We start from the raw sequence: 21,416 nt of genomic DNA, 5'->3' as shown, positions 1-21,416 counted from the left end.
TAAATAATTTAGCTATGAAAATAAGTAAGTTCTTATTAGTCATTTTTTTATGTTTTGAGCTGATTTCATGTGGTAATTCTGATTCGAAAATCACAGATACCAATAGCGAAGAACAAACTCAGCAAGAGGAAAATGATGCTAATGAAAACGAAGCAAAAGGATTGGTTTTTGTGGATGAATATAGTATTCCTGCCGATTTAAGTTTCGAGGAGACTCGTGTTGGCGGTTTATCAGGTATCGATTATGCAAATGGGCAATGGTATCTCATAAGTGACGACCCCAATACGTCTAGATTTTATACCGCTGATATCGTCTACAATAGCTCGGGATTTACTGATTTTCAATTCAGTTCGGTAGTAATTTTTAAAGATACTTCAGGGGTGATTTTTAATGATGGTTTTAATGATCCCGAAGCGATTAGAATAGATGGAGAAACGATTGTTTGGACCTCAGAAGGCAATATTAATAACAATCAGCCTCCATCGGTTAATTTTTCTAACGGCGAAGGCGATTTAATCAATACTGCAACACTGGCATCGCGTTACAATGATTTTTCCGAAAATAACGGGCCACTGCAAAATGGGGCTTTTGAAGGACTTTCTTTAAGTGCAGACAATCAAGGGTATTGGGTCAGTATGGAATTGCCGCTACAGCAAGATGGCCCAGCACCTACACCTGCTAGCACCAATTCACATGTTAGAGTGGCCTTTATAGATAAAACTACAGGGGTAATGGGAGAGGAATTTGCGTATAAATTGGATCCAGTCGCAAGAGCAGCAACATTAGGGACTTCTTTTGAGCTAAATGGTGTTGTAGAAATACTTGCTGTAAGTAGTACCAAGTTTCTTTTTTTAGAACGTTCTTTTGCCACAGGCTATGCCGATGGAGGGTATAATATTAAAATTTATGAAGTTGATACATCCAATGCTACGGATATAAGTTCAATTGAAGCTTTAGATGGCGCGGATTTTATATCGGCTACCAAAACGCTGCTTTTTGATTTTGAGGATATAAGGCCTGAATTAACCAATGGATTGCTCTATAATTTAGAAGGAATGACTTTTGGCCCCAATTTTGAAAATGGAAACAGATCATTGCTCATTATTGCGGACAATAATTTTAATGCAATTGTACCCCAATTAAATCAATGTATACTTTTAGAGTGGATAGACTAAGCTTCGTTGTAAGTTTTTCTAATGAACTACTACAAATACCCTGTTAGAAGGAAAAAAATGCAAACAACACAAGATACAAATACCATAGATATTATAAACGAGAGCTTATCAAGGTCTTGGTCTTACGAAATTTATAGAGAGAAGGTTCATGAACTCGCAATGAACGGTAAGACAACAGGTGAGGTTCAATCGGAAGCTTTAATAAATTATACCCAGCTGAATGATAGGCGCATGAACCGTTGGGATAAAACTTTAAAGATTCCCGCAGCTATTCAAGAAAGTATTGGGCAGCTAAATAAAAACCTTCTTTTTTTAGTGATTACGGAAAGTTGGTGTGGAGATGCTTCCCCTAGTTTGCCTGTTATAAATAAAATAGCGCAGCTCAACCCAAATATTGAGTTAAGAATTGTGCTTAGAGATGAGAATTTAGATTTAATGAATCGTTTTCTAACCAATAACGCCAGGTCTATTCCAAAACTGATTATTGTAGACCATGATACCGAAGAAGTTATTGCAGACTGGGGCCCAAGACCAAGTATGGCAACTAAATTGGTAGAAGACTATAAGACCTTGCATGGTATGCTCACTCCAGAATTTAAACAAGACTTACAGGTTTGGTATAATAAAGATAAAGGTCAGAATACCTTATCCGATATTGTTGGTTTACTTCCCCTGAAATAAATAGGTGATAGTTCCTTTTTGTGATGCTTTATTAGAAGAATTGAAATAGGCTTTTTCGGCGTACCCCATGGCGTTATCTACCAAACAACCATTGGTGGTAGTGGAGCTTTTTTCGTTAAAACTGGTTTCGGTTACATAACCGTTAGAATCTACTTGAATATTGATAACTACTTTGCCGGCTTCAATACAAGTATAGATTGGTGGTGGCAGGTCATAAGCATTTCTATCTACCAAAGAATAAGATATAGAAGTTCTTTTTTCAGCAAGGTTGTTGGTGAACTCCTTTTTCTGGGCTTCTTTCTCCCCCAACTGTTTCTTTTTTTCTTCGCGCTGTTTGGCGAGTTCTTTCAGATTTGCTGCATAGCCGCCATCTGAAGTCAATAAGTCATTTGGAGCTTCATTCATGGCCCGTTCTTCCATGATTTCTTGAAGTGTTTTCAAAGGCTCGGGACTTCCAACACTTGGCTTTGCAGTTTGATTAAAAGCCATATGGCTTTTTATAGGATCGGCATTTGAGGCCATTTCTTCCAAACGTTTTTCCTCTTCTTGCAATAATTCTTCAAGATCTTCGTCAGCTAAGGCCATCTCGATTACATATTCATCTTCTTGTTTGGCGCCTAAACGAATACTATACAAAAGCAATAGCACAATAGCCATTGAAAAAATGGTAATTATTAACGATAACTGCTTTCTATTCAGGTTCATGGTCTTACTATAACCGATTTTTTATAAAAATATTTCATCTTGACGGTTAAAGCAAACTAGTGGTAATGCTACTATTCTAAAGCATAGTTTGTTTAAAATCATCAGGACTCACAGCATTATCTACGTTATAATCGCCTATTTTGGTTCTTCTAAGGGAAGAAAGATGCCCGCCAGAATTTAATGCTTTACCAAAATCATGGGCTAGTGAGCGTATATAGGTGCCCTTACTGCAGCTTACCCTAAAATGGACATCTGGGAGTTGAATTTTGGTAATTTCGAATTCGAATATTTCGATCTGGCGTGATTTTATTTCCACGGTTTTTCCTTCCCTTGCAAATTCATACAAGCGTTTACCATCTTTTTTTAGTGCAGAAAAAATAGGCGGTATTTGTTCTATTTTCCCTAAAAATTTAGATGTGGTATTTTTTATAAGTTCTTTGGTTAAGTGCTCTGTCGGATATGTTTTATCTATTTCCGTCTCCAAATCATATGACGGTGTTGTTGCGCCCAAAGTTATAGTGCCGGTATACTCTTTAGTTTGTCCCTGAAGTTCAGGAATACGTTTGGTAAATTTTCCGGTACAGATGATCAACAGTCCTGTTGCTAAAGGATCAAGTGTTCCGGCATGGCCAATTTTGATTTTTTTAAGGTCAAATTTTTTTCGAATCCCCCATTTTAAAGAATTTACCGCTTGAAAAGAGGTCCAGTTCAAGGGTTTGTCAATTAGTAGAATTTGACCGGTTAAAAATTCTTCTTTGGTTTTTTTATCCATTTTTTTGAAGAACAATTTAGTCCCCTTTGGGGGTTAGGGGGCTCCCCAAATACTCCAAGCGATAGCGATTAGACCTACCACTAAACAATAAATGGCAAAGTAGCTTAACTTACTTTTTTTCACCAATTGAATCATCCAAGTGCAGGCAAAAAGTCCTGCAATAAATGCGGCTCCAAAACCTGCTCCCATAGCAGCCATTTGCGTACTTTCAAAATTGAGCTCTCCACCTAAAATATCCTTGGCAACTTTTCCAAAAATCAAAGGAACTACCATCAAGAAAGAAAACCGTGCAGATTTGGTTTTATCTATACCGAGAAGAACGGAAGTCGAAATAGTAGCACCACTTCTAGAAATGCCTGGTAACATAGCTACCGCTTGGGCTAAACCAATAACAAAAGCACTCCGAAAAGAAACATCTTTTTCGGTGGTTTTTGCCATATCGGCCAGATATAATAACACCGCCGTAACGATTAGCATAATACCAACTATGATGATGGCCCCATCAAAAAAGACCTCCATAAAATCTTCTAAAAAGAAGCCTACTATTGCGGCAGGTATCATTGAAATAATGATTTTCAAAGCAAATTTTGCCTCTTCGTTCCACTTAAACTGAAACAAGCCCTTAAAAATATCAAGAACATCTTTTCGAAACACAACAATAGTACTAAGTGCTGTGGCAAAGTGAAGTACAACGGTAAATAATAGACTTTCTTCAGGAATGGAATCATCCCCTAAAATGGCTTTTCCCAATTCTAAATGTCCACTTGAGGATACGGGTAAAAACTCGGTTAAACCTTGTATGATTCCGAGAATAATAGCATCAATAATTTCCAAACTATTCTTTCTTTTTGTGAGGGTTCAACAAGATAGCGTATATCTGTATGCCCAATCCGATAAGAATTAGGGTTGGTGCCAGACGAATTCTTCTAAAATTGTAGATTTCAGGATTAAATACATTGGGGTCGTCACTTCCACCACCAGCCATCAGTATAAAACCCAAGGCAATAAGCCCCAATCCAATAAAAAGAAAAATGTAATTCTTTCTTTGAAAAATGAATTCTGATTTCGGTTTTTGAACTTCTTTGTTCTTTTTACTCATACCGCAAATTTAAAAAGTTTAGACCATTTCAAACTTAGTTCTGATAAGTTTATCAAATTTCAGCAAACAATTTTCTAAAATCTCATATCTAAAAGCAAAGTGTTCTAATTACTAATAGTACAGGTCGTCTGTTCGCAAATTCAAAAAACGTTGGGTAGCAAAATAGGTGCTGAGGTAAGATATTAAGATGCCCAAACCTAAAATACTTAAGAATAATAGCAACAAAACTTTGATGTCTTGAAATAGATTTAGCTCTGGAAAGTTATTGTTTACATAATACAAAACTACCGCTAAAGCGATTAAAGCGATTAGCGCACCAAAAAGGCCCAATTTGATGTTGGTAGCTATAAAGGGTTTGCGAATAAATTTCTTGGTAGCCCCGACCATTTGCATGGTCTTTATAATAAATCGTTTTGAATAAATAGATAAACGAATAGAACTATTGATCAAAAGCACGGCAATTACGGTAAAAACAGCACAGGCAATTAATATCCAAAGGCTAATTTTTTTAACATTATCGTTCAACAATGAAATTAGGGGCTTGTCATAACTAACTTCATCAACATAAGTTTTGGCTGAAAGCGTTTCGGCGATTTCTGTGACCTGCTCAGGAGAGACAAAGTCGGCTTTTAGATTAACATCAACGGAATTTTTTAAAGGGTTATAACCCAAAAATTCTTGAAAGTTTTCACCAATATCTTCACTGTATTGTTCTGCGGCATCTTCTTTTGATACGTAAACTGCTGACTTGGTATAATCTGCCATGGCGAGACTTTTCTGCAACTGGTCAACCTCTACGGGTTTGGCATTATCTTTTAAAAAGACCGAAATGGTAATCTGTTCTTTAAAGTGGTCACCGAGTTTCTTGGTATTTAATACCAACATTCCTAAAACACCTAAAAGAAAAAGTACTAACGCGATGCTCAAAACCACCGAGAAGTAAGATGAAATCAATCGTCGTCTCTGATACTGTTCAATATATTGTGCCATATTGGAAAATCGATGTGTAAAAATAGAAAAGTAAATCGGTTTTAAAGGGATTACCCCTATTTTTGCGCTTTACAAAAGAAGAAGAGAAATGGATTACGATTTTCAGCAAATCGAGAAGAAATGGCAAGACTATTGGGCTAAAAACGAAACTTTTAAGGCCAAGAACAATTCTGATAAGCCTAAATTTTATACGCTTTCTATGTTTCCTTACCCATCGGGGGCTGGCTTGCATGTTGGGCATCCATTAGGTTATATTGCTGGCGACATTTATGCTAGATATAAAAAACACAAAGGCTTTAATGTATTGCATCCAATGGGCTACGACTCTTTTGGTCTACCGGCAGAACAGTATGCGATACAGACGGGGCAGCACCCTGCCGTAACTACCGAAACCAATATTAATAGGTATCGCGAGCAGCTGGATAGGCTTGGTTTTTCTTTTGACTGGAGTCGTGAAGTGCGTACTTCAAATCCATCATACTACAAATGGACGCAGTGGATTTTCATCCAATTATTCAATTCATGGTACAATAAGGAGGCGGACAAAGCCGAGGATATTTCTTCTTTGATTTCAATTTTTGAAAAAGAAGGAAACTCAAAAGTAAATGCCGCTTGCGATGATGATATTGAAGATTTTTCTGCAAAAGACTGGAATGCTTTTTCAAATAAAGAAAAGCAAGAGATTTTACTTAAATATAGATTAACATATTTGGCCGATGCCGAGGTAAACTGGTGTCCGGCATTGGGTACGGTTTTGGCAAATGACGAAATTGTAAACGGTGTTTCAGAACGCGGGGGGCACCCAGTAATCCGTAAAAAGATGACACAGTGGATGATGCGCATCACTGCCTATGCCCAGCGATTATTAGATGGTCTGGACACGATTGATTGGCCGCAACCACTTAAGGATTCGCAAACCAATTGGATCGGTCGTTCTCAAGGTGCTTCGGTTACTTTTTACACGGTCACTTCGAGCGGAGTCGAGAAGTCGTATCCAATTGAAGTTTTTACTACACGCCCCGATACCATTTTTGGTGTTTCTTTTATGACCTTGGCACCGGAGCATGAATTGGTTGCCAAAATCACTACGGCAGAACAAAAGGCCGAGGTGGATGCCTATATTGAAGCTACGGCAAAACGCTCTGAGCGTGATCGCATGGCTGATGTTAAAACTATTTCCGGAGCTTTTACTGGTGCTTATGCAGAACATCCGTTTACCAAAGAGCCTGTACAAATCTGGATCGGTGATTATGTATTGGCAGGCTACGGAACTGGTGCGGTGATGTCCGTGCCTTGTGGCGACCAGCGTGATTATGATTTTGCAAAACATTTTAATATACCTATCCCAAATATTTTTGAAGGGGTGGATATTTCTGAAGAAGCATTTGCAGATAAAGAAAAGACCGTAATTGCAAATTCCGATTTCTTAAATGGCTTACCGTATAAGAAGGCAGTAAAACGCGCCATTTTTGAACTGGAAAAATTAGGACAAGGAAAAGGAAAAATCAACTACCGCTTGCGGGATGCGGTTTTTAGTCGCCAGCGCTATTGGGGAGAACCCTTCCCGGTCTATTATGATGCAGATGGCATGCCACAGATGATTGCGGACGAACATTTACCAATTGAACTCCCTGAAGTTGAAAAATACCTACCTACAGAAACTGGTGAGCCACCATTGGGCAATGCTACCGATTGGGCTTGGGATACGAATACGAACAAGGTCGTAAGCAATAAAAACCTGTCATCTCGAGCGGAGTCGAGAGAAGAAGGTTTTGTTGACAATGGTGTCTACCCGCTTGAATTAAACACCATGCCAGGTTGGGCAGGCAGTTCGCAGTACTTTAACCGCTATATGGACCCAAACAATGATGAGGCTATCTATTCAAAAGAGGCTATTGATTATTGGGAAGATGTAGATTTATACATTGGCGGTAGCGAACATGCTACTGGACACTTATTATATGCCCGTTTTTGGCAAAAGTTTTTGTTTGATAGAGGTATTGCGCCAAAAGATGAGTTTGCTAAAAAATTGATTAATCAGGGGATGATTACAGGTACGAGTGCTTTTGTACATTCTGCACTGACATGGTATTCTTATTCACCACAAAAAAATGTGACTAAATATCATCCAATCAAACTGCCATTAAGATTCATATCTAAAGGAACTTTTACAAAGTCTATGGACAGAATAAAAGATGAATCAAGAGAGAAGGATTTGTTAAACAATCGCTTAAAACAACTTTTACCCAGTCATTTTAATCAAATTTTTGGAACGGATAATTGGGTATCAAAAAAGTTTGAAAATAAATCAACAGATGAAATTATAGATGAATTGAGAAGTAATATTTGGTTTACTATTATTCCAATTCATGTTGATGTATCGTTTGTTAATAATTCAAACCAATTAAATATTGATAAATTCAAGGATTGGAGAGAAGAACATAAAGACGCGGAATTTGAATTTGAGAAAGATGGAAGTTTTGAAGTTACTCGTGAAGTTGAAAAAATGTCCAAGTCTATGTTCAACACTGTCCACCCAGATGCTATTTGCGATGAGTATGGGGCGGATTCGTTGCGTTTATATGAAATGTTTTTGGGGCCGTTAGAGCAATCAAAACCTTGGAATACTTCGGGCATTACGGGCGTGCATGGTTTTCTTAAGAAACTATGGAAATTGTTTTTAACCATTGATGATTCAGAGCCGTCAAAGGAAAATTTGAAAACGCTTCATAAAACCATCAAAAAAGTAGAAGAAGATATTGAAAACTTTAGCTTCAATACATCGGTCTCTACCTTTATGATCTGTGTAAATGAATTAACGGCTCAAAAATGTACGAGCAAAGCTATTTTAGAACCTTTTGCGGTTTTGGTTTCGCCTTATGCACCGCATATTGCAGAAGAACTTTGGCAAAAGTTGGGGCATACTTCATCAATTTCTGAGGCGCCTTTTCCAAAATTTGAAGCTTCTTATTTGGTAGAAAGTAGTAAAGAATACCCAATTTCATTTAATGGAAAAATGCGCTTTACTATGGAACTGCCATTAGATATGTCTAAAGATGAGATAGAGGCTGCCGTAATGAACCATGAAAAAACACAGGCGCAACTACAAGGGCGTACGCCTAAAAAAGTAATTGTGGTTCCTGGGAAGATTGTAAATATTGTAGGATAATATCCTGCAGAAGCTATCACACTCAGCTTGTCGAAGTGCTGTTAAAACGTTAATTTATAGTCTAGCAATACTTCTACACGATGCGTATGACAATTAGTTACCATGGAGAAAATTGAAATTTTAGGGCTTATTGCAGCAGCCTTGACCACGTCATCATTTATCCCGCAAGTCTATAAAGCTTGGAAGTTTAAATCTACCAAAGATATTTCCTTAACGATGTACATGGTTTTTATTATAGGAACAGTGTTATGGCTAATTTATGGTATTGCTATAAACAGTTTGAGTGTGATGGTTGCCAATACAATTACAACTGTATTCGCATTATTTATCATTATAGCTAAAATTAAATATAAATAAAAGACCCCTAAAAAAATAGGGGTCAAAATAAAATTAACTATATAATTATGAAATTAACCCTATAAAAATAGGGGTTATATATTTATAAATATACTTTTTAAGTTAAATTATCTGCATTTTATCGATTTTTTCTTCCTTCGGTCAATTATTTAATTCATTTTTGATGCATTAATCAATATAAATACAAAGATGATAGTAGGCGTACCCAAAGAGATTAAGAACAATGAAAGTCGTGTAGGTATGACACCGGCCGGTGTTTTTGAATTGGTAAAGAACAATCATACCGTTTATGTACAATCTGGTGCAGGTGATGGTAGTGGTTTTTTTAATAAAGATTACCAACAGGCCGGAGCTACTATTTTAGATACGATTGGCCAAGTATATGCCATGAGTGAAATGATAGTGAAGGTAAAAGAACCTATCGCTGAAGAATATGATTTGGTACAGGAAGGGCAGATTATATTTACGTATTTTCATTTTGCCTCAAGTGAGCCGCTTACCAAGGCAATGATCAAGCAAAAGGGAATATGTATCGCTTACGAAACTGTTGAAGATGAAGAAGGCACCTTACCCTTATTGACCCCAATGTCTGAAGTGGCCGGTAGAATGGCTATACAGCAAGGGGCCAAATACTTAGAAAAACCTGCAAAAGGCAGGGGGTTACTTTTAGGGGGAGTGCCAGGTGTAGCACCAGGTAAGGTTTTAGTACTTGGCGCTGGGGTTGTTGGCATTCAAGCTGCAAAAATGGCAGCAGGTCTGGGCGCCCATGTTACCATAATGGATGTGAATATGAAGCGTTTACGCTATGTGAACGATGTGATGCCACCTCACGTAGTTACCGACTTTTCCAACGAATATAGTATTAGAAAACATATAAAAACGCACGATTTGATTGTTGGTGGGGTGTTATTAAAAGGGGCAAAAGCTCCTAACCTTATCACTAGGGATATGCTTAAAGAAATGCGCCCAGGCACTGTAATTGTCGATGTCGCTGTAGATCAGGGAGGTTGTGTGGAAACAACAAAAGCTACTACCCATGAAGACCCTATTTACATTATTGACGATGTAGTACATTATTGCGTAGCAAATATGCCTGGTGCGGTGCCCTATACTTCAACCGTTGCGCTGACCAATGTAACCTTGCCTTACGTACTTAAGCTAGCAAATCTAGGTTGGCAAAGTGCATGCGAAAAAGATAAATCTTTACAAAAAGGATTAAATATCATTGAAGGAAAAGTGGTTTATAAAGAAATAAACGAAGCTTTTAACTGGGATACACCTGTATTGGTATAACCAGCAATTTGGCAGTATTAAAGACCTCGCTCTAAAATGGCGGGGTTTTTGCGTTTTAGTTGTTATATTTAAAGTATAAAACGATAAAATTATGATGGGATATTATATATTGATAGGTGCAATTGCGCTTGTCAGCTGGATAGTAAGCAGTAGATTAAAGAGTAAATTTAAGCACTATTCAAAAGTGCATTTGCAAAATGGCATGAGTGGCGCAGAAATAGCCCAAAAAATGTTGGACGACCATGGCATCAGGGATGTAAAAGTTGTTTCAACGGGGGGAATGCTTACCGATCACTACAATCCAAAAAATAAAACGGTAAACTTAAGTGAAGGGGTTTACAGTCAGCGCAATGCGGCGGCGGCTGCAGTTGCTGCACATGAAGTAGGTCATGCAGTGCAACATGCACAAGCCTACGAATGGTTAGGAATGCGTTCTAAGCTTGTCCCGATAGTTAGTGTAACTTCAGGTATGTCCACTTGGGTAGTCTTTGGAGGTTTGGCTTTGGGAGCCGCTGCAGGTATCGGATTAGGGTATTGGGTAGCAGTTGCCGGTCTGGTGATGATGTCTTTCGCGACTTTATTCAGTTTTATTACGCTTCCTGTTGAATATGATGCGAGTAATCGTGCATTAAAGTGGTTAAAACAAAAAAACATAGTAACCCAACAAGAATACAAAGGTTCTGAAGATGCTTTAAAATGGGCAGCAAGAACGTACTTGGTTGCAGCAATAGGCTCTTTGGCGACCTTAGTCTATTGGGGACTGCAAGTTTTTGGTGGAAGAGACTAATTCTTTTTTTAAATAGTATATGGATGAAGCCTGTCGTTTATGCGACAGGTTTTTTAGTTTAAAAACGAAGCCCGTACGAGAGCATTACATATTTATGTTTTTGTGAAAGTTGCGTTTCTGCGGAGTTGTAGCGCAATCCGAATTTATAGTCATTTCGCTGAAAACGATGGTAAAAATCAAAACCTAAACGCCAGATACCGTTAGACGGCTCTTTTAGTACTGGAGAATTGTCACCAAATAGATTGCCTTCAATAAGACCGTTGTAGAACACACTTCGGTAGCTTGCTCTTAAGGCAAAATAGATTTCCCTATCGGTTGAACCAATCTGATCATAAGCAATAGTTTTAGCTACTTCATTTCTTCTCCCGAAATAAAAAATTGCTTCTGGCTCTGCATAAATATCACGCGACCCTAAAGCTAGATTGGGCTTTAATGCAAAGCGAACACCAAAAGGATTTGGCACTATCTCCCATTCTTTTACATAACTAAAGTAGAAATTTAGATGAAAGCTATCATTTAGTTCGTCTATCCATAAGGGAGAATCTGAAATGGCAATCGCCCTGTGATACCAGCGCTGAAAACCTCCAGCCCCCGAGTTAAGGCCCGCAATGCCTATCAAAGCACTTATTTGATATAGATGATCAGCCCTTGATCTTGACCATGTCGCTTTGAGACCAGAAAATCCTGCATAAGGTCTATCAAAAACCGCACTATTCGTTGATTGTGTTTGTGAAGGGGTGTAAACCTCTTGCCCGATAGTAAAATCTAATTGTTCTTGGTCAGTTTTAGAAATACCTTTTGACAGTCGCTTGCGGTAGGTCAAAAATAAGCCTGAGGAGTAATAGCGATCGGTAAGCATAAAAAAATCATTATCGTGCCGTAACTCAAGTTGTTGACTTATATTTTTTTGAGAAATGTCCTGCGAATATAATTGCACCGAAAAAAGCACAAATAAGGTCGCAAGACCCAAAAAAAGAAGAAGTTCTTTGAACATGAATCGTTTGGTCGTCAAATAGTGATTTGCCTATCAATTTGTTGGTCTAAAGAAATAAAGGTTTCTGTTCTTGAAACCCCTTCTATTTGCTGAATTTTTTTGTTTAAAAGGTGCATTAGATGTTCATTGTCTTTACAAAGAACTTTGATCAGTATAGACCAATTTCCGGTCGTATAATGGCACTCTAAAACTTCAGGAATTTTTTCAAGTGCGGCAACAGCCCTTGGGTTTGACATGGCTTTATCAAGAAAAATACCGATATAGGCCATAGTCGTATAGCCTAGAACTTTTGGATTGATAACAAATTTAGAACCAGATAATAGGCCAGAAGCTTCTAGCTTTCGAAGCCTTTGATGAATAGCGGCGCCCGAAATACCAATGTTTCTGGCTATTTCAAGAATAGGTCTTCTAGCATCAGACATTAAATACCTAAGTATTTTTTTGTCGATACCATCAATTTTAACCAAACTGTTAGATAATTTCATTATAAACTTCGAATTAGAAACTCAAAGATATTGAAACAGTTTTAATTTGTTAACTTAAAATAGAATCTGGGTTATACCCCAAATAAGGCACTTGATATTCTTTAAAGTGTATGTTGTATGACTTAAGTTCGGCGAGTATAGGTTCGTAAACTTCTTTGTTTATGGGTATTTGAACTCCCGGAGTAGTAATTTTTCCATTTAAGATATTCAGTGTCGCCATCGCTACAGGTAAACCAACGGTTTTTGCCATGGCGGTATGAGTTTGACTTTCGCCAAGAACGACCATATTGGCATCAATCTGTTTCTTTTGACCGTTAAGTTCATACCCAAATTTATGGTACATCACTATCATGTCTTTTTCGTCGCTTTCCAAAGTCCAGCTGGCTTCAAGTATTTCTTGAAGTATTTGTGCAGGTGTTCCTTTATCTTGTAAAATGGTCTTGTTCTTATCGAAAATATGGAGCTCGATAAGTTTGCCCCACATAATATCGTCTTGTTCGATTTTTAAGTAATGTCTTAATTTAAGCTCGACAGAATCTGTTGGTGAATAAGGAAGAAAAAGATTGGTAAAATCTCGATAAGACATTCCTTTAGAGTTCTCAATAACATAGCTATCATCGGTCATTCCGAGTTGCACAAACATATTCCATGCTTTAGAGAATCCAATTCTCCTCATCGTTCCTCTATAGAGTGTCAAGACATCGGTAAGGCCATAAGCCTCTCTATATTTTAAAGAATCGCGATTGGCATAAGCCTCAAATCTTCCATAGTTTTCAACATCTAGAAATTCAGTTCTTCTAAAAAGTTTATGATAGGGAATGTATTTATAGGTGCCTTCTTGAATAAATTTTGCTGTTCCACCTTGGCCTGCCACAACAACATTTCTTGGGTTCCATGTAAACTTATAATTCCACAGGTTGTTATCACTTTCAGGTGCTACCAGTCCGCCAGTAAACGACTCAAAAAGTAACATTTTGCCCCCTTTTTCACGAATGCGGTCCAAGACTTCCATAGCACTCATATGGTCGATTCCTGGATCTAAGCCGATTTCATTCATAAATACCAACCCTTTTTGCTTGGCTTCTAAATCAAGCTCCATTATGGCATCACTGACATAAGATGCGGTCACTAAGTGATTATTAAATTCAATACAGTCTTTGGCCACTTCTATATGTAACCTAGGCGGAAGCATAGAAACGACTATAGCTGCTTTTGAAACTAAGTCTTTTCTAGCAGTATCATCAAAAATATCTAAAGCTACCACCTCACAATTGCGATGATTGCTGATGTGCTCAGGAATATTTTTCGGATTTAAATCCCCAATAGTCAAATGAAGATTTTCTTCTGTAGATTTTTCTAAAAAGTAATCAAGCAGATATGAAGTTGATTTTCCTGCTCCGAGCACTAATATTTTTCGAGACATAAGATTCGCTTACCTTTGTATATAACGATTGCTAAGGTATCAAATTGTTATATTTTTAAAGAATTAAGCTATTTGAGTTATGAACAAAACAATTTTAATTACAGGACTGATTATTGGATTGCTGGCTGTTCTTTTAGGAGCTTTTGGAGCCCATGGTTTAAAGCGTGTCATCGGCCCTGATGAACTCAATACCTTTGAGACAGGAATCAAATACCAAATGTACCATGCCTTGTTTTTAATACTATTGAGCATGTTACCAGATGTCGCAAATGGAACTAAAAATATTGTTTTTTACCTGGTTGTAGTTGGATTGATTTTGTTTTCAGGCTCTATCTATTTTCTTGCAACTAACGCACTTACTTCATTTGACTTTAAAAAAATCGGATTCATTACTCCTATCGGTGGAACTTTGTTGATCGCGGCATGGGGGTATTTGGTATTTTCCGTTTTAACCAAAAAATAATGTAATTGGTCATTATTTTGAAGGTGTTAGGGTTATATTTTTTTTAGCTTTGCACTAACTTTAAAAAAAAAGTTTTATGGCAACTAATGCCCAATCAACGAAAACGATTTCGTTACACAAAGATGGAATCACCCATGACAACATTCATTATCAATTAAGCTCAGCAGAACTGCATGATATTACCATTGCCAAAGGCATGGGTGTTGAGTCTTCTCTGGGAGCTATTGCTGTCAATACGGGTGAGTTTACAGGAAGGTCTCCCATGGATCGCTTTATTGTTAAGGATGAGATTACGGAAGATAAAGTATGGTGGGGTAATATTAATATTCCTTTTGATAGTACCAAGTTCGATGCGCTTCATGAAAAGGTCATTTCGTATTTAAATGAAAAAGAGTTATTTGTACGTGATGCTTATGCTTGCGCAGAAGATGACTATCGTTTAAATATTAGAGTGATAAATGAGTATCCCTGGTCTAATATGTTTGCATATAACATGTTTTTGAGACCCACGGAAGCAGAGTTGGAGAACTTTATTCCTGAATGGACGGTAATCAATGCACCTGGTTTTATGGCGGATGCCGAAGTTGACGGAACACGACAACATAATTTCGCAATTCTAAATTTTTCTAAGAAAATAGCTTTAATCGGTGGCACTGGTTATACCGGGGAGATTAAAAAAGGAATTTTCTCTGCGCTTAATTTTATACTGCCGGTATTTAAAAATACACTACCCATGCATTGCTCTGCGAATGTTGGCGAAGCCGGGGATACTTCAATCTTTTTCGGACTTTCTGGTACAGGAAAAACTACGCTTTCTACAGATCCGAATAGAAAACTTATTGGAGATGATGAGCACGGTTGGACAGCAGAAAATACTGTTTTTAACTTTGAGGGCGGATGTTATGCCAAGGTAATCAATCTCTCAAAAGAAAATGAGCCAGAAATCTATGGAGCTATAAAGAAAGGAGCTATACTCGAGAATGTGATTTTAAATGACGCTGGGGAAGTTGATTTTGAAGATACCTCCATCACACAAAACACTAGGGTGAGTTATCCTATTTATCATATTGATAATATTCAAGAACCCTCAATTGGCAAAAATGTCAAGAATATTTTCTTTTTAACAGCAGATGCTTTTGGGGTACTTCCTCCAATATCTAAACTTACGCCAGCACAAGCGGCTTATCATTTTATATCAGGTTATACCGCTAAAGTTGCAGGTACCGAGGCGGGAGTGGTAGAGCCACAGCCTTCTTTTTCGGCCTGTTTTGGTGCTCCGTTTATGCCTTTACATCCAGCAAAGTATGCTGAAATGCTTAGTCAAAAAATGCAAGAATCTGGGGTTGATGTTTGGTTGGTAAATACGGGTTGGACAGGTGGCCCATACGGAGTAGGAACTAGAATGAAATTAAAGTATACCAGGGCAATGATTAGTGCTGCCATGAGCGGTGAGCTTGGTTTGTATAATTATGATAACTATCACATTCATTCGGTTTTTGGAGTAGCCCAACCACGTGAATGCCCTGGGGTGCCAACGAAAGTTTTGAGCCCTAGAGCTACTTGGAACGATGATGAGGCATATTACAAAACTGCCTTTAAGCTATCCAATGCTTTTAGAGAGAATTTTAAAAAGTTCGAAGCACATGCAAATGAAGAGATTAGGCGTGGCGGGCCACAGCGATATGCATATTAAATAACTAAAAAAGCCCCATTTTTTATGGGGCTTTTTTTATGCTTTTTCTTTCGAGTTCTATTTATTGACACTCGTAATATACTTTTGAAGTGCCATAGTCATAGACGGTGTCTCTGGTGTTGGCGCTTTTATATCACATCTAAGGCCAGCGTCGGCGGCCGCCTTCACCGTGCTATTACCGAATACCGCTATACGTGTATCATTTTGTTTAAAATCAGGAAAATTCTTTAGAAGAGATTCTATTCCCGAGGGGCTAAAGAAAACCAAGACATCATAATAAACCTCTTTAAGATCAGAAAGGTCGCTTATAACGGTTTTATAGAAAACACCTCTTTTCCAATCAAGATCTAATTTGTCAAGAGTTTGTGGTACTATTGGTTTTAAACTGTCCGACGAAGGAAGTAAAAACTTTTCGTCTTTATATTTCTTGAACATAGGTGTAAGGTCGTCAAAAAGTCTTTTCCCTACATAAATCTTGCGCTTTCTGTAAACCACATATTTTTGCAAATAATAAGCAACTGCTTCAGATTGGCAGAAATACTTCATAGAATCGGGAACTTTAAATCGCATTTCCTCTGCAATTCTAAAAAAGTGGTCAACCGCATTTCTGCTCGTAAGAATAATAGCTGTAAAATCGTTAAGATCAATCTTTTGCTCTCTAACAATTTTAGCGTTTACGCCCTCAACATGAATAAAAGGTCTAAAATCGACTTTTACCTTCTCTTTTTCAATCAAACGAGAATATGGAGAGTTATCCATTTTAGGTTCCGGTTGAGAGACCAAAATCGTTTTTACTTTCATAAGAATCAATCGTTTAGATAGCTTCCGATAAGCACTAAGGGTGCAATTTCGAGTGCGCAAAGGTACAAAATAAAATAGAAAATGTTGATTGAAATCAACTTTTGATGGTTTCGCAATGCATTGACCAGACCAATGCCATTAACGAAAAAAATACAGAAAATACTTATGTATACTACAGGTTTTGAGTCTTTTAATATATAAGTTAAAATTATATTCGCTAGAAAGGCGATACAACTGCTATAGTTAAAGTAAGATAATTTATTAAAGATTAATCCTGTGACCAATTCATTGGCATCAAATACGAATCCGTTTGCCATTTGTATACCCATCTTAACAAGAAGATAACCGATTAAAATACCTAATGCAGCAAAAAAGACAACAGGGTAAGAACCAAACCCTTCTGAGGATAAAGTATTTTTAGACAAGAAAATAAATAAGGAAAAATTTACGAGCTGAAAAACCGTAAGCAATAAATGAAACCAGTTAAAGAGCTTTCCCTTTTTATTATAAAGGGTCACGTACTTGTTATTGAAAGGTAAAATGATAAAGTTAGAAAACATTCCTTTGAACAGATATTTGCTCAATGTCAACAGTAATAGACTACAGAAAATAACCAGGGTAATCCAATCTAAAGAATCCACGCTCCTGTAAATGATCTCCATTAGCGTTCAGCTTTATAAGTTTGACTACTAATTCCTGATTGAAGGCCATTCTCTGAAATAGAAAATTTAAGATAGCTCAAGTCTTCTAACTTAGAATCGGGTAGACTACAAGTAAAATAGGTCGTATCCCTTGCCTTTAGAAAAGTCGCTCCGCCTTCAATTGGTGAGTACTTTATATCTTTTGTCTCTTTTAGTTGTTTGTAAGGATTGAGATAGCCGACCCTAATATTTATTTTTTCTAAAGGAATAGCAACATCGTAAGGGTTATAAATTTTCAATGGCATATTCTTTTGCGAAAGTTGAATTACTTCGCTATCTGCATAACACCTAAGTTTTCTGAAAGATTCAAAATTTTCAATGAAAACACCTTTAAATACACCACCTTTAAGGTCTTGATATTCAAAATCACCTTTGTTCATGTAGAGCGATACATAGGCGACTTTTTTGCCTTGAACTTTGGATTCAGAAGCATCAATGGTATATTGGTTTTGTCTGTAATGAACATTATTCAATGAAAAGGTAGTTGTGCCTCCCGAATAGAATTGATACATCGGGGATCTGCGATAACTATTTTCAAATACAATAGGGATATCTCCAGCTTTTGATTTTAACTCGTTTACCCATTCTTTATTACCATGTGTTTCATAGACAATGGGGAAAAGAGGTTGGTAGGCGAGTCCGATACGACCTATTAAAAGTAGTATTAAACTTAGTATACTCAATCTGTACATCCATTTGCGGCTTTTAGCATTTTGTATAAGATAGTCATAAGCAAGTAAGGCCATAGGAATGCATATAACAATGACCCACTGAGTTTGGGTACGCCGCTGAAAACTAGATAGTAAAAAGAAAAGGATAATACCATAACTTAAAAAGAGCAGTGCCTTGTCAAAATCTTCATTAGCTTTTTTCTTAAAAAGCGCCCAGTAGGCAAAAGGAAAAATCAACCCAAAATTCAAGACGAGGTTAAGAATGTAACCAAGTGTAAACCCTTCAAAACTATAGGGTTGGTTAGGCCGTTCAAATAGATGGTATTTTATGGTTACAAAGTCATTATTATATAACCAGGCAAAGTGCGGCAAATAGGCTAGCAAAGAAATAAAGACAGCTAACCACGCATATTTGTTTCGAAGTAACTTAAGATTTGACAATAGAACAAAAAAGATGACCAAAACCGCGTGGTATTTACTATACATCAGACCTGCCATAACTAATCCCAGAAATACCGTGTTGCCCATTGAAGCTTTTACCAAAAATCTTTTATAAATCAATAAAAAGAGTGCCGTAAAAAATAAGAGTGGAGTATCGGGTAGTGTTAGAAAACCATAGACGTTCAACAAAGGCATTGCGAACATCATTAGAAAAAAATGGACAACGTAGTCTTTCTTTCGCTCGTCTTCTATGATATGCCATAATACTGCGAGGGTACCAATACCAAGAATACAGCTCATTAGACGCACGCCTAGTTCTCCATTAAACAGAAAACTACTTAGTTTAATCAACAAGGCCACCATTGGTGGATGATCAAAATAGCCCGAGTCTAGATTTTGCGCGTAATACCAGTAATATGCTTCATCGTAGATAAGTTCCGTAAAAAAACTTTGAACCAAATTTAAAAGGAACAACGCTCCTAAAAGATATAAAAAAAGCTTTGGAAACTTCTGAGTCATTACATGCACTATTACCGCTGGCAAAGTTACGAATAATGCTTAGATGCAATTTTTACTATTACCTCAAATACCATTCATAAAAACTGGGCTGATAAAAAACACTATTTTTACTTTTTAATTTGAATGAATTGGCAGACGGACTTGTAATCATACCTACTTATAACGAGATTGAAAATATCGAGGCTATTGTAAGAGCTGTTTTTGACCTTAAAAAAGACTTTCATGTCTTGGTGGTAGACGACAACTCACCCGATGGTACTGCGCAAAATGTTGAAGAACTTCAAAAAGAGTTTTCTAACAGATTGTTTTTAGAGGTGCGAAAAGAAAAATCTGGCTTGGGAACCGCTTATATTCATGGCTTCAAGTGGGCAATCAAGAAGGGTTATGATTATATTTTTGAAATGGATGCCGATTTTTCGCATAAACCAAGTGATTTACAACGATTGCATCGCGCCTGTTTGAATGGTGCCGATGTTGCGGTAGGCTCTCGTTATAAAAAAGGCGTCAATGTGGTAAACTGGCCACTTTTTAGAATTTTATTGTCTTATGGCGCATCTTTTTATGTGAAACTAATTACAGGGATGCGCGTACACGACCCTACTGCCGGTTTTATGTGTTATAAAAGGAGTGTTTTAGAGGCTATAGATTTAGATGCTGTGCGTTTTATAGGCTATGCTTTTCAAATTGAAATGAAATATAGAGCCTATTTGAAAAAGTTTAAAATAGAGGAAGTATCAATAATATTTACCGATCGAATTAATGGGGAATCAAAAATGAATTCCTCAATAATTAGGGAGGCTATTTTTGGAGTTATTGGTATGAAATTTAGAAGCATGTTCAATAAAAATAGTTTTAAATAATGGGGCGGATACTCATAAAAAATGCTAAGGTTGTTAATGAGGGTAAAGTGTTTGAGACCGATATACTTATTAAAGACGATTATATTGAAAAGATAGAGGCCGGACTATCAGACTCAAATGCAAAGACTGTTGACGTCTCAGGGAATTATATTTTACCTGGGGTTATAGACGATCAAGTACATTTTAGAGAACCAGGTTTAACCCATAAAGGAAATATTGAAAGTGAAAGTCGGGCGGCTTTAGCTGGGGGAATTACTACGTTTATGGAGCAGCCCAATACGAATCCGCAGACGACAACTATTGAAAAATTAGAAGAAAAATTTTCCGTAGCGTCAAAAGCTTCTTATGCAAACTATTCTTTTTTATTCGGAGGTACGAATGATAATCTTGAGGAGCTTAAAAAATTAGACCCCAAAAGTTGTTCGGGCGTAAAGTTGTTTTTAGGTTCTTCAACGGGTAATATGTTGGTTGACAATGAAGAAGTTTTAGAAAAGATTTTTAGAAATACCGAGTTGGTGATTTCTACCCATTGTGAAGATGAAGGCACTATTAGAAGAAATTTAGAACACTACAAAAATCAATTTGGTGATGCCATTCCCATAAAATATCACCCAATAATTCGTAGTGAGCAAGCCTGTTATTTGTCTTCTTCAAAGGCCATTGCATTAGCAAAAAAGACGGGGGCTCGACTTCATGTCTTTCACTTGTCCACAGGGAAGGAGACAAATCTATTCACGAATGATATTCCATTAGAGCAAAAGAAGATTACTGCTGAAGTTTGTATTCATCACCTTTGGTTTAGTGATGTGGACTATGACACAAAAGGCACGCTTATCAAATGGAATCCTGCTGTCAAAACAGCGAATGATAGAGCACAGCTTTGGGATGCATTGTTGGACGACCGTATTGATGTTATTGCTACGGATCATGCACCGCATTTGCTAGAAGAAAAGGACAATGCCTATACTAAAGCCCCTTCTGGCGGACCATTGGTACAGCACGCTTTGCCCGCAATGTTGCAAAAGCACAAAGAAGGAAAAATTAGTTTAGAAAAGTTGGTTGAAAAAATGTGTCACAACCCGGCAAAGCTTTTTGACATTGAAAAACGTGGTTATGTAAAAGAAGGATTTTTTGCCGATTTGGTTGAAGTTGATTTGAATTCTAAATGGGAAGTTAAAAAAGCTAATATTTTATATAAATGCGGATGGTCACCATTCGAAGGTGTTACTTTTGATTCTAAGGTGAAACGTACTTTTATAAATGGGCATCTAGCCTATGAAAATAGTGGGTTTTCAAAAGAAAAACATGCAAAACGTTTGACATTTAATAGATAAGCT

General features: G+C 37.2%; 21 protein-coding genes. 10 read left to right on the top strand and 11 right to left on the bottom strand.

Annotated elements, in window-relative coordinates:
• The first annotated feature begins 14 nt into the window (after positions 1–14).
• Positions 15–1,175 carry an esterase-like activity of phytase family protein gene (locus tag ACFSQJ_RS06115; RefSeq protein WP_377766070.1) on the top strand — a complete coding sequence of 387 codons (1,161 nt, stop codon included), beginning with the start codon at positions 15–17 and terminating at the stop codon, positions 1,173–1,175.
• 57 nt (positions 1,176–1,232) lie between these two features.
• Positions 1,233–1,856 (top strand): thioredoxin family protein, encoded by a 624-nt coding sequence (locus ACFSQJ_RS06110; protein ID WP_377766069.1) that lies wholly within the window; start codon positions 1,233–1,235, stop codon positions 1,854–1,856.
• On the opposite strand, the gene ACFSQJ_RS06105 is transcribed toward ACFSQJ_RS06110, so the two are convergent.
• From ACFSQJ_RS06105 to ACFSQJ_RS06085, 5 genes are all read right to left on the bottom strand, one after another.
• On the bottom strand, positions 1,839–2,561 hold the full coding sequence (locus ACFSQJ_RS06105; protein WP_377766068.1) for a hypothetical protein: 723 nt from the start codon (positions 2,559–2,561) through the stop codon (positions 1,839–1,841). The genes ACFSQJ_RS06110 and ACFSQJ_RS06105 overlap by 18 nt on opposite strands.
• A 76-nt stretch (positions 2,562–2,637) precedes the next feature.
• Positions 2,638–3,333: a tRNA pseudouridine(55) synthase TruB gene (gene truB, locus ACFSQJ_RS06100; protein WP_377766067.1), complete on the bottom strand. Its 696-nt coding sequence runs from the start codon at positions 3,331–3,333 to the stop codon at positions 2,638–2,640.
• 33 nt (positions 3,334–3,366) lie between these two features.
• Complete coding sequence (locus ACFSQJ_RS06095; RefSeq protein WP_377766066.1) at positions 3,367–4,167, bottom strand: undecaprenyl-diphosphate phosphatase; 801 nt, start codon at positions 4,165–4,167, stop codon at positions 3,367–3,369.
• Between the two features lies 1 nt (position 4,168).
• Positions 4,169–4,432, bottom strand: a complete 264-nt coding sequence (locus ACFSQJ_RS06090; RefSeq protein ID WP_377766065.1) for a DUF3098 domain-containing protein — start codon at positions 4,430–4,432, stop codon at positions 4,169–4,171.
• 111 nt (positions 4,433–4,543) lie between these two features.
• Positions 4,544–5,422: a cell division protein FtsX gene (locus ACFSQJ_RS06085; RefSeq protein WP_377766064.1), complete on the bottom strand. Its 879-nt coding sequence runs from the start codon at positions 5,420–5,422 to the stop codon at positions 4,544–4,546.
• An 88-nt stretch (positions 5,423–5,510) separates the two neighbouring features.
• Between ACFSQJ_RS06085 and ACFSQJ_RS06080 the strand changes: the two genes are divergently transcribed.
• The 4 genes from ACFSQJ_RS06080 (at position 5,511) to ACFSQJ_RS06065 (ending at position 11,028) form a co-directional block, all read left to right on the top strand.
• Positions 5,511–8,591: a leucine--tRNA ligase gene (locus ACFSQJ_RS06080; RefSeq protein WP_377766063.1), complete on the top strand. Its 3,081-nt coding sequence runs from the start codon at positions 5,511–5,513 to the stop codon at positions 8,589–8,591.
• 102 nt (positions 8,592–8,693) lie between these two features.
• The gene (locus ACFSQJ_RS06075) at positions 8,694–8,948 is read left to right on the top strand and encodes a SemiSWEET family sugar transporter (RefSeq protein ID WP_377766062.1); all 255 of its coding nucleotides are present in this window, start codon (positions 8,694–8,696) and stop codon (positions 8,946–8,948) included.
• 189 nt (positions 8,949–9,137) lie between these two features.
• On the top strand, positions 9,138–10,241 hold the full coding sequence (gene ald, locus ACFSQJ_RS06070) for an alanine dehydrogenase (RefSeq protein ID WP_377766061.1): 1,104 nt from the start codon (positions 9,138–9,140) through the stop codon (positions 10,239–10,241).
• A 91-nt stretch (positions 10,242–10,332) separates the two neighbouring features.
• Complete coding sequence (locus ACFSQJ_RS06065) at positions 10,333–11,028, top strand: zinc metallopeptidase (RefSeq protein WP_377766060.1); 696 nt, start codon at positions 10,333–10,335, stop codon at positions 11,026–11,028.
• A gap of 58 nt (positions 11,029–11,086) precedes the next feature.
• Here ACFSQJ_RS06065 and ACFSQJ_RS06060 read toward each other — a convergent pair whose 3' ends face one another.
• The 3 genes from ACFSQJ_RS06060 to ACFSQJ_RS06050 are packed head-to-tail and all read right to left on the bottom strand — an operon-like array spanning position 11,087 to position 13,930.
• The gene (locus ACFSQJ_RS06060) at positions 11,087–12,022 is read right to left on the bottom strand and encodes a lipid A-modifier LpxR family protein (RefSeq protein WP_377766059.1); all 936 of its coding nucleotides are present in this window, start codon (positions 12,020–12,022) and stop codon (positions 11,087–11,089) included.
• 14 nt (positions 12,023–12,036) lie between these two features.
• Positions 12,037–12,507 carry an Lrp/AsnC ligand binding domain-containing protein gene (locus tag ACFSQJ_RS06055; RefSeq protein WP_377766058.1) on the bottom strand — a complete coding sequence of 157 codons (471 nt, stop codon included), beginning with the start codon at positions 12,505–12,507 and terminating at the stop codon, positions 12,037–12,039.
• Positions 12,508–12,556: 49 nt separating this feature from the next.
• The gene (locus ACFSQJ_RS06050; protein WP_377766057.1) at positions 12,557–13,930 is read right to left on the bottom strand and encodes a saccharopine dehydrogenase family protein; all 1,374 of its coding nucleotides are present in this window, start codon (positions 13,928–13,930) and stop codon (positions 12,557–12,559) included.
• A gap of 79 nt (positions 13,931–14,009) precedes the next feature.
• On the opposite strand from ACFSQJ_RS06050, the gene ACFSQJ_RS06045 reads away from it, so the two are divergent.
• Together ACFSQJ_RS06045 and pckA are read left to right on the top strand one after the other, a co-directional pair.
• Positions 14,010–14,393: a DUF423 domain-containing protein gene (locus tag ACFSQJ_RS06045; RefSeq protein WP_377766056.1), complete on the top strand. Its 384-nt coding sequence runs from the start codon at positions 14,010–14,012 to the stop codon at positions 14,391–14,393.
• A gap of 76 nt (positions 14,394–14,469) precedes the next feature.
• Positions 14,470–16,086: a phosphoenolpyruvate carboxykinase (ATP) gene (pckA, locus tag ACFSQJ_RS06040; protein ID WP_377766055.1), complete on the top strand. Its 1,617-nt coding sequence runs from the start codon at positions 14,470–14,472 to the stop codon at positions 16,084–16,086.
• Positions 16,087–16,143: 57 nt separating this feature from the next.
• Here the strand turns inward: pckA and ACFSQJ_RS06035 are convergent, their stop codons facing one another.
• The 3 genes from ACFSQJ_RS06035 to ACFSQJ_RS06025 are packed head-to-tail and all read right to left on the bottom strand — an operon-like array spanning position 16,144 to position 19,219.
• Positions 16,144–16,887, bottom strand: coding sequence for a uroporphyrinogen-III synthase (locus ACFSQJ_RS06035; protein WP_377766054.1), 744 nt, complete (start codon positions 16,885–16,887; stop codon positions 16,144–16,146).
• Between the two features lie 5 nt (positions 16,888–16,892).
• Positions 16,893–17,549 (bottom strand): DUF4271 domain-containing protein, encoded by a 657-nt coding sequence (locus ACFSQJ_RS06030; protein ID WP_377766053.1) that lies wholly within the window; start codon positions 17,547–17,549, stop codon positions 16,893–16,895.
• On the bottom strand, positions 17,549–19,219 hold the full coding sequence (locus ACFSQJ_RS06025; protein WP_377766052.1) for an ArnT family glycosyltransferase: 1,671 nt from the start codon (positions 19,217–19,219) through the stop codon (positions 17,549–17,551). Before ACFSQJ_RS06025 ends, ACFSQJ_RS06030 begins: the two co-directional genes overlap by 1 nt.
• A gap of 128 nt (positions 19,220–19,347) precedes the next feature.
• Here ACFSQJ_RS06025 and ACFSQJ_RS06020 point away from each other — a divergent pair, with 128 nt between their 5' ends.
• Positions 19,348–20,079, top strand: a complete 732-nt coding sequence (locus tag ACFSQJ_RS06020) for a polyprenol monophosphomannose synthase (protein WP_377766246.1) — start codon at positions 19,348–19,350, stop codon at positions 20,077–20,079.
• Positions 20,079–21,413, top strand: a complete 1,335-nt coding sequence (locus tag ACFSQJ_RS06015; RefSeq protein ID WP_377766051.1) for a dihydroorotase — start codon at positions 20,079–20,081, stop codon at positions 21,411–21,413. The genes ACFSQJ_RS06020 and ACFSQJ_RS06015 overlap by 1 nt, the downstream gene beginning before the upstream one ends.
• Positions 21,414–21,416: the final 3 nt, after the last annotated feature.

The sequence above is a fragment of the Croceitalea marina genome (assembly GCF_042684265.1).
GTDB classification, from domain to species: Bacteria; Bacteroidota; Bacteroidia; order Flavobacteriales; family Flavobacteriaceae; genus Croceitalea; species Croceitalea marina.
This window is presented reverse-complemented; position numbering and strand designations above follow the sequence as displayed.

Excerpts from the sequence above, each read along its gene's own strand:
- ACFSQJ_RS06115 (WP_377766070.1), top strand. The coding sequence starts at position 15 with ATGAAAATAAGTAAGTTCTTATTAGTCATTTTTTTATGTTTTGAGCTG.
- ACFSQJ_RS06110 (WP_377766069.1), top strand. The coding sequence starts at position 1,233 with ATGCAAACAACACAAGATACAAATACCATAGATATTATAAACGAGAGC.
- ACFSQJ_RS06105 (WP_377766068.1), bottom strand. The coding sequence starts at position 2,561 with ATGAACCTGAATAGAAAGCAGTTATCGTTAATAATTACCATTTTTTCA.
- truB (WP_377766067.1), bottom strand. The coding sequence starts at position 3,333 with ATGGATAAAAAAACCAAAGAAGAATTTTTAACCGGTCAAATTCTACTA.
- ACFSQJ_RS06090 (WP_377766065.1), bottom strand. The coding sequence starts at position 4,432 with ATGAGTAAAAAGAACAAAGAAGTTCAAAAACCGAAATCAGAATTCATT.
- ACFSQJ_RS06085 (WP_377766064.1), bottom strand. The coding sequence starts at position 5,422 with ATGGCACAATATATTGAACAGTATCAGAGACGACGATTGATTTCATCT.
- ACFSQJ_RS06080 (WP_377766063.1), top strand. The coding sequence starts at position 5,511 with ATGGATTACGATTTTCAGCAAATCGAGAAGAAATGGCAAGACTATTGG.
- ACFSQJ_RS06075 (WP_377766062.1), top strand. The coding sequence starts at position 8,694 with ATGGAGAAAATTGAAATTTTAGGGCTTATTGCAGCAGCCTTGACCACG.
- ald (WP_377766061.1), top strand. The coding sequence starts at position 9,138 with ATGATAGTAGGCGTACCCAAAGAGATTAAGAACAATGAAAGTCGTGTA.
- ACFSQJ_RS06065 (WP_377766060.1), top strand. The coding sequence starts at position 10,333 with ATGATGGGATATTATATATTGATAGGTGCAATTGCGCTTGTCAGCTGG.
- ACFSQJ_RS06060 (WP_377766059.1), bottom strand. The coding sequence starts at position 12,022 with ATGTTCAAAGAACTTCTTCTTTTTTTGGGTCTTGCGACCTTATTTGTG.
- ACFSQJ_RS06055 (WP_377766058.1), bottom strand. The coding sequence starts at position 12,507 with ATGAAATTATCTAACAGTTTGGTTAAAATTGATGGTATCGACAAAAAA.
- ACFSQJ_RS06050 (WP_377766057.1), bottom strand. The coding sequence starts at position 13,930 with ATGTCTCGAAAAATATTAGTGCTCGGAGCAGGAAAATCAACTTCATAT.
- ACFSQJ_RS06045 (WP_377766056.1), top strand. The coding sequence starts at position 14,010 with ATGAACAAAACAATTTTAATTACAGGACTGATTATTGGATTGCTGGCT.
- pckA (WP_377766055.1), top strand. The coding sequence starts at position 14,470 with ATGGCAACTAATGCCCAATCAACGAAAACGATTTCGTTACACAAAGAT.
- ACFSQJ_RS06035 (WP_377766054.1), bottom strand. The coding sequence starts at position 16,887 with ATGAAAGTAAAAACGATTTTGGTCTCTCAACCGGAACCTAAAATGGAT.
- ACFSQJ_RS06030 (WP_377766053.1), bottom strand. The coding sequence starts at position 17,549 with ATGGAGATCATTTACAGGAGCGTGGATTCTTTAGATTGGATTACCCTG.
- ACFSQJ_RS06025 (WP_377766052.1), bottom strand. The coding sequence starts at position 19,219 with ATGACTCAGAAGTTTCCAAAGCTTTTTTTATATCTTTTAGGAGCGTTG.
- ACFSQJ_RS06015 (WP_377766051.1), top strand. The coding sequence starts at position 20,079 with ATGGGGCGGATACTCATAAAAAATGCTAAGGTTGTTAATGAGGGTAAA.